Source organism: Labrys monachus (assembly GCF_030814655.1).
Taxonomy (GTDB): Bacteria; Pseudomonadota; Alphaproteobacteria; order Rhizobiales; family Labraceae; genus Labrys; species Labrys monacha.
This window is the reverse complement of the sequence record NZ_JAUSVK010000001.1, coordinates 2506300-2520074: the sequence shown is the minus strand read 5'-3', so window position 1 is coordinate 2520074 and position 13775 is coordinate 2506300. Positions and strand designations below refer to the sequence as shown.

The window sequence follows — 13775 nt, the reverse complement described above, 5'->3', positions numbered from 1 at the left end:
CTCGGGTGCCGATCGCTCGGCGCCGCCTCCTCAAGGGCTGTCTCTCTCGGCGCTGTTTTTCTTGGCGCCGTTTGCGGCCACCCGCCTTTTCAAAAGCGCCGCTATTTCGCCAATGTCCATCGGCGCGGTTTCGCTCGGCGCGCGGCTGTCGGCATCGAAGGCGAGCCCATAGCGCCCGCCCTGCCCCACCAGCACGATCGACGCCGGCGCCCGCCGCGCGCAGCCCTTGGCGCAGCCCGACACATGCACGGAGGCGCCCGCCCGGATGAAGGGCGCGAACACCGGCGCGAGCCTGGCGGCATCGGCCTGCGCCGAGGCCTGGCCGGATAGACAGGAAGGGCTTCCGGGGCAAGCGGCAATCGCCAGCCGCGGGTCGGTATCGTCGACGACAAGGCCGAGAGAAGCAATTGCCGTGCCGAGCGACGCCGCCTCGCCTGCCGGGACGGGGGCCAGGATGATGGCGCGCCACGGGCTGAGGCGCAGGGCCGTGCCCTGTTTCTCCGCCAACGTCGCGAGGCCTGCGAGCTGGTCGGCATCGAGCCGGCCGAAAGGCGCGGCGGCGGCGAAGAAGCCGGAGGCGTGTCCGTCGCCGAAGAGCTTGCAGCCGGCGAGCAAAGGCGCACGTCCCTCTCCCGGCTCGGGAGAGGGCTGAGGGGCCAAGCCGGGACGGATGAAACGCGAAGCGGGGCTCAATTCCTCGAGCACGCCCCCCTCGCCCCCGCCCCTCTCCCGACCCGGGAGAGGGGTTTCGCACGCTTCATCCTGCAGCCGTTTCACCAGATCTCGCATGCGCCGCTCATCGGGCCGGCGATGCCGGAGGAAGGCCCTGGCGACGTCCAGCGCCGCCTCGATCGCATTTTCCGGCGCGACGAAGCCGAGAGTCGCATGGCCGGCGGTCAGTCTGAAGACGTCGGCGTCCGCTGCCCGCAGGCCGATGTCGGCCTCGACGCCGTCGAGCCGCAGCGCACCGCCGCCGTCGACGAGGAAGCCGAACTTGGGCGGCAGGGCGTGCAGGGCGGGATCGGCGGTCAGGCGCCCTTCCAGCCGGCGCGTCAGCGCGGTGACATCGATGAGGGCCATGGGATCGAGCCCGGCGAGCGGGCTCGCCAGCACGTTGCGCACCTGTTCGGCCGCCTCGTCCGCATCGAGCACGCCGAGCGCCGAGAGGCGGTCGAGCAGCGGCGGCAAGGTGTCGTCGGAGACGCCGCGCATCTGCAGATTGGCGCGGGCGGAGAGATCGAAGAGCCCGTTGCCGAAATCGCGTGCAGCCTGCGCCAGGGCACGCGCCGTGCCGGCGGGCAGCGCCCCGCCCGTCAGGCGCACGCGCACGAGGAGGCCGTCGCCGGTCCGCATCGGCCTCAGCGCTCCCGGGCACCAGCCCTTGCGCAATGGCGCGCTCATGCCGCCGCCTCCCTGGGTTCGTCGAGCAGCAGGCTCGCCGAATTGCGGCGCGGCTGCCACAGCCCGCGGCGGATGGCCTCGGCCAGGCGGCCGCGGATAGCGCGCCCGGCGGCAGGATTGTGCCGGTCGAGGAAGGCGCTCACCGCCTCGTCCTCGACATAGGCGGCATGCATGCGGTCGAAGGCGGCATTGGTGACGACGCCGGCCGTCGCCGAGAAGGCGAACAGCGAATCCATCGCATTGGCCATCTCGGCGGCGCCGGCATAGCCGTGCTGCATCATGCCCTCGATCCAGCGCGCGCTGGCGGCCCGGCCCTGGACGAGCCGCGCGATCTCCTCGCCGAGGCTGCGCAGCTTCGGCGCGTCGGGATCGGTGAGGTCGGCATGGTAGAGCGCCGCCTTCGCCCCCAGCGCCTCCAGCGCGGCGGCGAACCCGCCCTGATAGGCGGCGAAGGTGACGTCGTCGAGGATGTCGGTCTCGCGATGGTCCTGCCCGTGCACATGGGCGTCGGCGCTGGCGACCCGCTCCGCGAAGGCGACGGGCGCGGCATCGCCGTCGACGCCCGAGCCATAGGCATAGGCGCCGGCGGCGAGATAGTCGCGGCCGAGATCGGCGCGGCTCTCCCAGGCCCCGCGCGCGATGCGGTCGGTGATGCCGGCGCCATAGGCGGCGGGCGCAGCGCCGAAGACGCGCAGCGCCCGTTCGCCGGAACGCCGGCGCGCCGCGGCGAGCGGGTTCCACGCCTCGTCCTCCTCCAGCGCCGCCACGGCCTGCACCGCCTGGTCGAACAGGGCGATCTGCTGGGCGAAGACGTCGCGGAACAGGCCCGAAATCCGCAAGGTGACGTCGATGCGCGGCCGGTCGAGCCGTGCCTGGGGCAGGATCTCGAAGCCGGAGACGCGGCTCGACGCATTGTCCCACACCGGCCGCACTCCGAGCAGCGCCAGGGCCTGGCCGAGATCGTCGCCGCCGGTGCGCATCGTCGCCGAGCCCCAGAGATCGAGCACGATGCGGCGCGGATGGTCGCCGTGATCCTGGAGATAGCGCTGCACCAGCGCGTCCGCCGCCCGCGAGCCGATCGCGAAGGCGGCTCGGGTCGGCACGGCACGCGGGTCGAGCGTGGTGAGGTTGCGCCCGGTCGGCAGGACGTCGGCACGCCCGCGCGTCGGCGCACCGGCCGGCCCCGGCCTGACGAAGCGCCCGTCGAGACCGGCGATCAGCCCCGCCATCTCGGCCTCGCCGCAGGCCTCGAGGCTGCGGGCCAAGGCGGGACGCGCCGCCTCGCCGCTCGAAGCCACGAGGACGTCGAGCAGATGGCCGACCTGCTCGGGACGACGGCCGAAGACGTGCAGCCCGTCGCGGATCTGGAGTTCCTTGACGTCGCAGAGGAAGGCGTCGAGCCGGGCCAGCATGTCCTCCTCACCCAGCCCCGGCGTGATGCCGCATTCGGCGGCGAGGCCGCTCTCCTCGGCCCGAGCGACGATCTCACGGCGCAGATAGGCCATGCGGCGCTGGTCGAGGCCGTCGGCGCTGGCATATTCGTCGATGAGGCGCTCGACCTCCAGCGCCGCACCGGAAAGCCCCGCCTCGCGTAGGGGCGGCGTCAGGTGGCCGATGGTCACGGCCCCGAGCCGCCGCTTGGCCTGCGCCGCCTCGCCGGGATTGTTGACGATGAAGGGATAGAGCACCGGCAGCGCGCCCGCCGCGATCTCGGGAAAGCAGGCCTCGGACAGCGCCGCCGCCTTGCCCGGCAGCCATTCGAGCGTGCCATGCGTGCCGAGATGGATCATCGCATCGATGCCGAAATGCTGCCGCAGCCAAAGGTAGAAGGCGAGATAGGCATGGCGGGGCGCCAGGTCGGGCGAATGATGGTCGCCCTTGCGGTCGAGCGCCGAGCCGCGATCGGGCTGGACGGCGACGGCGACATGGCCGCAGGCGAGGCCGGCGAAGCGGAAGGCGCCCCCGCTGCAGAGCGGATCGGAAGACGGCGCCCCCCATTGGGCGGAGAGCCTGTCGCGGACGGAGCGCGGAAGGGTTTCGAGCCAGGACGCGTAATCGGCGAGCGGAAGGTGCAGATCCCCGGGACCGCCGGCATCCTGCCCGCCCTTCTCTTCATTGCATGCGCCGGATGCGCCGGCGGGATGCCGGTCCGACGGCCGGCTCAGCCGGTCGAGCAGATCCGCCTCGTCCTTCGGCCGGTCCGCGATGCGGTAGCCGTCGGCCTCCAACCGGTCGAGGATCGCCAGCGTCGAAGCGGGCGCGTCCAGGCCGACGGCATGGGCGAGGCGGCCCTCGACACCCGGATAATTGGACAGCACCAGCCCGATCCGCCGCTCCCCGCGCGCCTTCGCGGCGAGCCGGGCCCAGGCGGCGGCGCGGCGGGCCACGGCCTCGATCCGCCCGGCATGCGGGGCGTGGACGAGCCGCGCGAAGCCCCCTTCCTGCCGCTCCGCCTTGAACGAGATCACGCCGGCGAGCAGGCGGCCGTCGAGTTCCGGCAGCGCCACATGCATGGCAAGGTCGCTCGCCGAGAGCCCGCGCGTCGAGGCCGCCCAGGCCTCCTCGGCCGAAGAGGACGTGACGACCTGCAGCACCGGGCAGCCGGCCGCGTCCAGCGGCGAGGCGCCGTCGTCGCCGATGGCGGAAAAGGCGGTGGCGTTGAGGAGGATGGCGGGCTTCAGCCCGGCAAGCTGCTGCCGTACCCATTCGGCCGTCTCGCCCTCCTTGAGCGAGCCGACGTAAAGTGCCGTGGTGTCGAGGCCGCGGGCTTCGAGCGCCTCCACCAGCGCCGTGATCGGCGCCGTGTCGGCGGACAGCAGGACCGAGCGGTAGAACAGGATGACGGCGCGGCCCCACACTCCCCTGGAGGGGGAGTGTGGGGCCGCAGGGCCGGGGTGGGGTGGAAACTCGGAACGCCCAGCAGAATCACCCCGCCCCGATGCTTCGCATCGACCCTCCCCCTTCAGGGGAGGGTGAAGGGCGCCGCCTGGGACGAAAACACCATATTTGGGCATTGCCGCCGGCGCCGCCGGCGCGCCGAAATCGAGGCCGCCAAGCCTCGCAGCATAGAGAAGGGACGCTCTCGCATTGGCCGGGCCCCCTTCGCGCCAATAGCGGTCGATCCGCTCCAGGGCTTCCGACGGGACGGTGGAGAGCGCGGCGAGCCGGCCGTCGGGCCGGGCGTCGCCGGGAATGAACGCCAGCGCGATGCGATTGCTGCGGGCGGCGGCGGCGAACTCCTCCACGCCGTAGCGCCAGTAATCCATGCCGCCGAGCAGCCGCACCACGATGGCCTTGGCGTGTCGGGCGACACTGTCGACATAGAGGTCGACCGACATCGGATGGCGCAGCTTCTGCAGCGGCGCGATGCGCAGGCCGTCGAGCCCGGAAGCGGCCGCCAAAGCGAGATCGCTGTCGCTCAGCGAGGCGAACACGATCGCACCGGGCGCCTGGCCCAGGTCCACCGCCGCCTCGCCGGCATCGAGCGAGCGCGTATCCGCCGGCAGGAGATGCATCAGCCGTTCAGCGCCTTGCGGATGCCGTCCTGGTCGAGCCCCTTCTCGCCGATGACGACGAGGCGGCTGGAGCGCGCCTCGCCTACCGCCCAGGCCCGGTCGAAATGCTGCGAGAAGCGGGCGCCGACCCCCTGCACCAGCAGGCGCATCGGCTTGCCCTCGATGGCGACGAAGCCCTTGATGCGCAGGATGTCGTGGTCTTCGGCGGCCTTGCGCAGCTTCGAGATCAGCGCGTCGGCTTCGAGGATGGCCGGCAGGTCGACGACGAAAGTGTCGAAATCGTCGTGGTCGTGCTCCTCCTCGGCATCGTGATGCGAGGGCCGAGCGGCGAGATCGTCCTCGGCCGCGGCGCCGAGCCCGAGCAGAACGGCGGCATCGATGCGCCCTTCCGAGGTGCGCACGACCTTGACCGCCCTCGGCACCGTCCTCTCGATGTCCCTCTCCACGCCCGCCAGCTCGCTCTCGCCGAGCAGGTCGGCCTTGTTGAGCACGACGAGGTCGGCGCAGAGGAGCTGGTCCTCGTAGACCTCCTCCAGGGGATTGTCGTGGTCGAGGGCGCCGTCCGCCTCGGCCTGGCGCTTCAACTCTTCCGGATCGTCGGCGAAGCGGCCCGCCGCGACCGCGGCACCGTCGACCACCGCGATGACGCCGTCGACGGTGACGCGCGAGCGGATCGCCGGCCAGTTGAACGCCTTGACCAGCGGCTTGGGCAGCGCGAGGCCGGAGGTCTCGATGACGATGTGCTCGGGCGCGTTCGGCCGCGCCAGCAGCATTTCGAGCGCCGGCACGAAATCGTCCGCCACCGTGCAGCAGATGCAGCCATTGGCGAGCTCGACGATGGCGTCCTCGGGGCAGCTGTCGATGCCGCAGGACCTGAGGATGTCGCCGTCGACGCCGACATCGCCGAACTCGTTGACGATCAGCGCCAGGCGGCGGCCGCCGGCCGTCGCCAGCAGGTTGCGGATCAGGGTGGTCTTGCCGGCCCCGAGGAAGCCGGTGACGATGGTGCAGGGCACCTTGCTGTTGCTGGCGAGGCTCATTCGGCGGCTTCCTTGTGATCGAGGAGAGGCGGTATGCGCGCGATCATGCCGCGCTTGAACGGTTCGGGACGGCCGCGCCAGGGCATCAGCCCGTCGGTGGAACCGGCGAGCAGCGCCGCGGCGGCGAGGACCTCCGTGCCGCTTTCGGCGACGAGATCGCCGAAGACATAGGTCCAGCAGCCCGGCGCCGAGACGGCGACGGTGCAGGAGCGGCGGCAATTGCCGAGGCACTCGACCGGCCGCAGGGCCATGCCGGCCGGCAGCGCGTCCGCCAGCGCCCGGTGCAGGCGCGCGCCGGGGCGCGGCGCATCGGCATCGTCGTCCGCACGCCGGCAGGTGACGCAGACATGGATCAGCACGTCATGAGGCTCGGCCTGGGATGGATCTGCGCGCATTCGGCCCTTTCGTCCTCCGCCGCGGCGGAACTGGCAGGGCGCAAGCGGTCGTCGGACAGGCCGGCGACCGCCGAAAGCGGAACCGGCATCCCGGAGCGCCCCGCCCGGACCGGCCTTTGCCCCGCACCGATCCTGCGGGCGGGCAAAACGAAGGAGGAGCAGGCCGCCTGCATCGAGGCGGCCGGTTCCCGTGGACGGCAGGTCTCCTGGCTCGCGGTTCATCGCGTTCCGCCGCCTTCCCGGTTTCCCAGTGGCCCAGTGGCGGAGCGCTCGCCGCTTACAGTTGCGGGGGCAGCCGCGGCATGGGGGCCGAAGCCCCGCACCGCATTCCCTTTGATCTCTCGACGAGAGACCGTCCGAAGCCGACTAAAGGACCTTGCTTGAAAGCTTGTCAATCGGCCCCTCCACGAAAACAGCCGACAAGGGGCGGCGAGCGGGGAGGCCTGTCCGAAGAACCTTCGCCGAACGAGCGGCCGCCCCTGACCGACGCGGCGCTTGCCTTCCCGGCGCGCAGCCTGCAAGTACGGAGCATGATCGCTCCTCGCCTCACCTTCGTGCTCGGCGGCGCGCGTTCCGGCAAGAGCCGGTACGCCGAGGAACTCGTCGCGGCCGAGCCTGCGCCGTGGTGCTATATCGCCACCGCCCAGGCCTTCGACGACGAGATGCGGGCCCGCATCGCCGAGCATCGCTCCCGCCGCGATGCGCGCTGGCAGACCAGCGAAGCCCCGCTCGGCCTGCCCGGCGCGCTGGCGGCGGCGGCGGGTCCGGTCCTCGTCGACTGCCTGACGCTCTGGCTCACCAACCTGATGCTGGGCGAGCATCCCCTGGCACCGGCCTTCGACCGGCTGGAGGCCGCGATCGCCGCCGCGTCCGGGCCGGTCGTCATGGTGTCGAACGAGGTCGGCCTGTCGATCGTGCCCGACAATGCCCTCGCCCGCGCCTTCCGCGACGATCAGGGCCGGCTCAACCAGCGCGTCGCCCGGCTGGCGGATCGGGTGATCTTCATGGTGGCAGGCTTGCCGATGGTGGTGAAATGACGGACGAAGCGGCGCGCCACAAGGCGAAGATGGAAAAGCGCAAGGCGGTGCAGGACGCCGAGGTCGCCTCCAAGACCATCGAGAAGGGCCTGCTGATCGTCAATACGGGCCCCGGCAAGGGCAAGTCGACCGCCGCCTTCGGACTGATCATGCGCGCGCTCGGCCATGGCTGGCGGGTGGGCGTGGTGCAGTTCATCAAGGGTGCGTGGTCGACAGGCGAGCGCGCGGCGCTGGAGCGCTTCGCCGACCTCGTGACCTGGAAGAGTATGGGCGAGGGCTTCACCTGGGAAACGCAGGACCGCGCCCGCGACGTCGCCGCCGCCGAACGGGCCTGGCAGGCGGCGCTCGGGATGATGGCCGATCCCGGCATCCGCCTGCTCGTGCTCGACGAACTCAACATCGCCCTGCGCTACGACTATCTCGACCTCGGCGCCGTCGTCGAGGCCCTGAAGCGGCGCCGGCCGGACCTGCATGTCGTCGTCACCGGCCGCAACGCCAAGCCGGAGATGATCGAGGCCGCCGACCTCGTCACCGAGATGACGCTGGTCAAGCACCACTTCGCCGCCGGCGTGAAGGCGCAGGAAGGCATCGAATTCTAAGCGGAATCCTGCTTAGGGGCGGGCCGCTGCAGGGTCCTTTCCCCTGTGGAAATGGGAGCTTTACCCAATCGACCCAAGCCTTCCGGCGGTCCTTTCTTAGCGGCGGCATTGCAACCGACGGTATGTCCATGCCACTAATATCTCACGATCGTAGAGGGGCAGATCGGGGAGCGAGTGGTGACAGGGGCTGGGACGGGGGCGTTCCGCGCCGGCGAGGGTTTGGGGCGATCCTCCGGCAGGACAATCTATTATTTTGATATCGTTGAGGATTATCCCGCCATTGGCGGGGTGGTCGAATTCTCGCGGACGCTTTTCCGCCAGTTGAAGCGGCGCTATGGCGACAGGCTCGTCTCGGCGCGCGCGAGGGCGCCGGCGCTCGGGCTTCCCGGGGCGGAGATGCCCTATCTCCACCGCGAGCGGCTGGTGGCGGAGCGCATCGCCGCGGCCGATCCGGATTCGGTGTTCTTTTTCCCCAACTTCCAGTCACCGGTTCCCGGCCGGGCACGCGCCGGCGGCCCGCGCGTGGTCAATGTGCTGCACGACGTGCAGTTCGCCTATCTGCCCGAGCTGTTCTCGGCCGAGAGGGTCGATGCGCTGTACCGCACCTTCGCGGAAACCCGCGACAATGCGGATGAGGTGGTCTTCATCAGCGAGGCGGCGCGCCGGCAGTTCCTGGACAAGATCGGCACGCCGCGCCGTCACCGGGTGATCTACAACCCCGTCGACGTCAACCCCGTCGACATGGCGGCTTCGGCCGGGCCGGCCGGCGGCGAACGCGCGCCCTTCCTGCTCGCGCCGATTCATTATCACCCGCACAAGAATTTCGCCGGCCTGCTGTCCTTCTTCGCCGCGCTCGCCGGCCACGATCCCGCTCTGGAGCTGGTGGTCACCGGCCAGGGCGGCGAAAAGTTCGACCGCCATCTCGCCGCGCTGCCGGCGAGCATACGAGGGCGCGTGCGCCATCTCGGCTATGTCGAGCGGCGCCGGCTGGAGCGGCTTCATCGCCGGGCGCGGGCCTTCGTCACCCTGTCGCGCTTCGAGGGGTTCAACCTGTCGGCGGCGGAGGCGGCGAGCCACGGCACGCCCCTCCTGCTTTCCGATCTGCCGGTCCATCGCGAGCTGTTCACAGGGCAGGCCTGCTTCCTCGACCCGGCTTCCCCCTCGATCGCGGCGGCGCTCGACTTCCTGGCGGCACGGAGCGGGCGCGAGAGCCCGCCTTGGCCGCTCGCCGCGACGTGCCAGCCCGAGCAGGTCGCACAGGCCTATGCCGGCGTGATCGACGATCACGCGCTCGGCGCGCCGGGGCGCGGTCCCGCGATCCGGCGACGGCACCCGCGCCCGCAGGGGCTGGCCGCGGCCATGCCCCACCCGGCCGGAATCGGCGCCCTCCGGCGCCATGCGGCACGCCTGCTGGCCGGCACGCTGCTCGCCGGCGTGGCGGCAGGCCTGCTCACCATGGCTTCACCGGCCCATGCGGATGGCGGCGCCGGAGGTGGGCGAGCAACAAAGGTCCCGCCTCCCGTCCGCTTCGTCCCCGGCGCCGCGGGCGGAAGCGGGTATGAGGGCGAGAACGGCCATGACGGGGCCTCGGGCTATTTCGGCGGCGCCGGCGGCGGCGCCGGCGGCGGTGCCGGCGGAACGGGCGGTGTGTGTGGTTCCAGCTGTTCGGGGCAGTTGCCGGGGACCGGCGGTGCCGGCGGCACCGCCGACCATCCCGACGGGCTCGACGGCGGCATGGCGACGAAGAGCGGTATGCAGAGCGGGGGCGCCGCCGGGGGTGGCGGCGGCGGTTATCATGGCAACGGCTTCACCGGCACCTTTACCGGCTCGGATCTCAAGGGCGGCAATGGCGGAAAGGGCGGCGACGGCTACGCCGACGTGACCGGGGCCGCCGGCGGCGGCGGCGCGGGCGGTTACGGCGCCCTGATTGCCGGCACCGGTGCGATGAGCAATGCCGCGACCATCACCGGCGGCAATGGCGGGGCCGGCGGCAACGCCTATGTGAACGCCAATGGCGGCGGCGGCGGCGGCGACGGAGGGGTCGGCGTCTATTTCATCGATCCCGGCGTCGTCTTCACCAATACCGGTTCGATCACCGGCGGCAATGGCGGGGCGGGCGGAACGGCGCCGGCGCTGACGGGCCAGTTCGAAGGCCTGGACCCCAATGGCGCACCTGGCGCCGGCGGTGCGGGCGTGGTCGGCAGCGGCCTCACCGTCATCAATGGCGGCACCATCGCCGGCGGCTGGTCGGGCAACGGCGAGACGCAGGCGAGCGCCCTGCTGTTCCTCGGCGGCGACAATGTCCTCACTTTGCTGGGCACCACATCCGGCCTCGACGGCGCCATCGAACTGCAGAACGGCGCCTCGCTCACCTTCGAGCAGCCGACCGACGTCACCGTCGCCAACGTCGTCACCGGCGACGGCACGCTGGTGAAGACGGGCGCCGGCTCGCTGGACCTGACCGGCGACAGCTCGGCCTTCACCGGCTCGACCACCGTCGCGGCCGGACGCCTGGCGGTGAACGGCGCCCTGGGCGGAACGGTCACGGTGCAGTCGGGGGCAGTGCTCGGCGGGAACGGCACCACCGGCTCGGTCACCGTGGATGCGGGCGGCACGGTGGCGCCGGGCAACTCGATCGGCACGCTGCATGTGAACGGCGACATCACCTTGTCGGCGGGCTCGACCTATGTGGTGGAATTCGCCGGCAACGGGGCGAGCGACCGCATCAGCGCCACCGGCCAGGCGACGCTGAACGGCGCCGATCTGCGCCTGGTCGCTCTCGACCCGCAGCTGAGCTACAAGACCGGGCAGAGCTATGTGATCCTCGACGCGGCGGGCGGCGTGGTCGGGAGCTTCGGCGCGGTGACGACGCCCTCGATCTTCCTCGACGCCACGGTGAGCCAGACCGCGACCGAGGTGAGCGTCGTCGTCTCGGCCGGCGGTCCGGGCGGGGCGTCGCAGGTCTTCACGCCCGTGGCGCAGACGGCGAACCAGAGGGCCGTCGCCGGGGCGCTGGGCTCGTTGCCGCAATCGGGGGCCTCCCTGGGGCTGTACAACGCCTTGCTGTTCCTGACGTCGGCCGACGAGGCGCGCTCGGCCTTCGACCAGCTCGCCGGCGAGGTGCACGCCTCGGCGCAGAGCCTCCTGGTGGAGGAGAGCGCGCTGCTGCGCGGAGCGCTGATCGACCGCCTGCGGACGTTGCAGGGCGGCGTGGCGGCTCCGGCGGCAGCGGAGCATTTCGGGCTGTGGATGCGCGGGTTCGGCAATTGGGGCGACATGGACGGCACCGCCGGCACAGCGGGCCTCACCACCTCCACCGGCGGTTTCCTGGTGGGGGCGGACGCGCCGGTGGCGGATGGCTGGCGGCTCGGCATGGCCGGCGGCTACAGCCGCAGCGACTTCAGCCTGGCCGGCCGCAACGCCTCGGGCGACAGCGACAACTGGCATCTGGGCGTCTATGCCGGCAAGGCGTGGGGGCCGCTGGCGCTGCGGGCGGGCGCCGCCTACACATGGCACGAACTGTCGACGACGCGCTGGGTCGCCTTCACCGGCTATTCCGACGGCCTGTCGGCGAAATATGACGCAAGGACGCTCCAGGCCTTCGGCGAGGCTGCCTACCGGATCGACACCCTCGGCGCGGCTCTCGAGCCCTTCGCCAACCTCGCTTATGTCGGCCTCGACCAGGACGGTTATGCGGAGACGGGCGGAGCCGCCGCCTTGACGGGGCGCTCGTCCAGCATGGATACGGGCTTCTCCACGCTCGGCCTGCGCGTCTCGAAGACGGTGAAGCTGGGCGGGATCGATGCCATGCTCCGCGGCTCGGTCGGCTGGCGCCATGCCTTCGGCGACGTCACGCCGGTGGTGACGCAGGCCTTCGGCGGGTCCGACGCCTTCACGGCCGCCGGCGTGCCGATCGCTCGGGATGCGGCGGTGCTGGAAGCGGGCCTCGACATCGTGGTCGGCGACCAGACGACGCTCGGCGTCGCCTATAGCGGGCAGTTCGGCGGCGGCGTCACCCAGAACGGCTTCAACGCGACGTTCCGAACCAAATTCTAGCGTTTTTCAAGGAAAGCCGGACGACTCCGGCCGAGACATTCGCCGGCCAGGACATTCGCCAAAACGACGAATTGCAACGAGGGGCACCCGGCCGCACCGGCCGGGGCATGCCCTTGCGGATGCGACCATGCGCGCCGCACCCGTGCACCCCGCCTTGCCCGAGCGCAAGCGCGCCGCGGATAATGTCAACCGCGTTCAATTATTGTAATAGAGCAATTGTTCATCTCCGAACGGTCTGGCGCGGACCGGTCCGCGCCGGCTCGCGCCGGTCCGAAGCAGCCGAATTCGGCGCTATGCCGCCCCGCAATTGGGTGCATCAAGCTATATAACGGCTAAAAAACTGCGCTTGCCGAGGCGGCGCAACAATCTCCTCCGCATCCGCTTGCTCATCCCCCTCCCGCCGCAGGCCGCACTTTCACGTTGACGAACTATCCCCCTCGTGCGACTAAATATTCAACGGCTGAATAATTGCTCGAAAACGAGCCGGAAACGCAGCCTGCCGTCGCCGCCCCGCTCGCGACGGATCACAGCGCAGGCCACTGCGCCTCAAGGAGGAAACCATGACGATCAGGGCACTTCGCCTCGCCGCAGCGGCCGGCGCCGCCATCATCGCGCTGGCCGCGGCCGGGAACGCGGCGGACGCCGCCGGCGGCAAGAAAATCGGCATCGCCGCGCGCGAGATCACCAACGACTACAATCGCGGCATCATCGAGGGCGCCCGCAAGGTGCTGGAAGCGGCCGGCGACACGGTCGTGGTGGCCGATGGCCAGGCCGATCCGCGCAAGCACAACGACAACATCGAGAATCTCGTCAACGCGCATGTCGACGGCATCATCATCCAGCTCGGCGACGCCCAGCAGCTCGCGCCGGTGGTCGCCAAGGCGACTGCCGCGGGCATTCCCGTGGTCACCACCTCGGTCGGCGCCAAGACGGAAGGCGCCCTGACCGATGTCGGCGGCGACGAGGCGCTGATGGGCACGCTGATGAGCCGCGCCTTGCTCTCCAGCATCAACTACCAGGGCGATGTCTATGTCGTGTGGGTGCCTGGCGCGCCGCTGCTGGAGACCCGCAAGCGCATCCTCGAAGCGATGGTGAAGGACTATCCCAAGGTCAAGCTGCACGAGGTGCCGACCGAGCACAGCCCGGCCAAGGTACAGTCGCAGATCGAGGACATCCTCACCGCCAATCCCGATCCCGGCAGCGTCGCCGCCGTGTGGGGCGCCTATGACCTGCTGACCTCCGGCGCCGTGCAGGCGATCCGCCAGGCCGGCCGCAACGAGATCAAGGTCGCCTCGATCGACGGCGACCGCGTCGGCTTCCAGATGCTGCTCGAGGACGGCAGCCCCTTCGTCGCCACCGTGGCGCAGGACGTGCCCCATATCGGCGAGCTCGCCGGGCAGACCATGCTGCAGGCCCTCGACGGCAAGAAGGAATTTCCGAGCTCGATGTTCACCGACGCCTATGTGGTGACCCATTCGAACGGAGTGGCCGCCGCCGAGAAGCGCTGGGGCAAGGATGTCTGGAAGGACATCCAGATCGATCCCAAGGACGTGACGGCGCGCTGGCCGCAGGACGGCTCGATCCTCGTCGTCCACCCGACGCTGCCCTGAGCCGCGGCGCTTGCGAAACGGGACCCGGATCGCAGGCGCCCCTTCCATATGCGCTAACTTTAGATTGTTAAACGTAACGTTTGGGCCTTCCCTCCCCCTTGCGGGGAGGGAATAGAAGGGTG

The 13775-nt window shown here is 70.8% G+C and carries 8 protein-coding genes and 1 riboswitch; of the genes, 4 read left to right on the top strand and 4 right to left on the bottom strand.

Translation table 11 applies throughout. The annotated features are described in order from the left end of the window. Window positions 1-30 precede the first annotated feature (30 nt). From cobG to J3R73_RS11330, 4 genes are read right to left on the bottom strand one after another with little or no spacing between them, the layout of a single operon-like run. Window positions 31-1401: a precorrin-3B synthase gene (gene cobG, locus J3R73_RS11345; RefSeq protein WP_307426469.1), complete on the bottom strand. Its 1371-nt coding sequence runs from the start codon at window positions 1399-1401 to the stop codon at window positions 31-33. After that, complete coding sequence (gene cobN / locus J3R73_RS11340; RefSeq protein ID WP_307426466.1) at window positions 1398-4916, bottom strand: cobaltochelatase subunit CobN; 3519 nt, start codon at window positions 4914-4916, stop codon at window positions 1398-1400. Before cobN ends, cobG begins: the two co-directional genes overlap by 4 nt. Continuing rightward, entirely contained in the window at window positions 4916-5956 is a 1041-nt protein-coding gene (cobW, locus tag J3R73_RS11335; RefSeq protein WP_307426462.1) for a cobalamin biosynthesis protein CobW, read from the bottom strand. The genes cobN and cobW overlap by 1 nt, the downstream gene beginning before the upstream one ends. Beyond that, window positions 5953-6351, bottom strand: a complete 399-nt coding sequence (locus tag J3R73_RS11330; protein WP_307426458.1) for a DUF1636 family protein — start codon at window positions 6349-6351, stop codon at window positions 5953-5955. Before J3R73_RS11330 ends, cobW begins: the two co-directional genes overlap by 4 nt. 179 nt (window positions 6352-6530) lie before the next feature. Next, a riboswitch (cobalamin riboswitch) is annotated at window positions 6531-6723 on the bottom strand. A gap of 158 nt (window positions 6724-6881) precedes the next feature. Between J3R73_RS11330 and cobU the strand changes: the two genes are divergently transcribed. From cobU to J3R73_RS11310, 4 genes are all read left to right on the top strand, one after another. After that, window positions 6882-7388, top strand: a complete 507-nt coding sequence (cobU, locus tag J3R73_RS11325; RefSeq protein WP_307426455.1) for a bifunctional adenosylcobinamide kinase/adenosylcobinamide-phosphate guanylyltransferase — start codon at window positions 6882-6884, stop codon at window positions 7386-7388. After that, window positions 7385-7987 carry a cob(I)yrinic acid a,c-diamide adenosyltransferase gene (cobO, locus tag J3R73_RS11320; protein ID WP_307426452.1) on the top strand — a complete coding sequence of 201 codons (603 nt, stop codon included), beginning with the start codon at window positions 7385-7387 and terminating at the stop codon, window positions 7985-7987. Before cobU ends, cobO begins: the two co-directional genes overlap by 4 nt. A 177-nt stretch (window positions 7988-8164) precedes the next feature. Then, a complete protein-coding gene (locus J3R73_RS11315; protein WP_307426449.1) occupies window positions 8165-12043 on the top strand; it encodes an autotransporter domain-containing protein in 3879 nt (1292 codons plus the stop codon). 560 nt (window positions 12044-12603) lie between these two features. Then, window positions 12604-13653 (top strand): substrate-binding domain-containing protein, encoded by a 1050-nt coding sequence (locus J3R73_RS11310; RefSeq protein WP_307426446.1) that lies wholly within the window; start codon window positions 12604-12606, stop codon window positions 13651-13653. The last annotated feature ends 122 nt before the right edge of the window (window positions 13654-13775 follow it).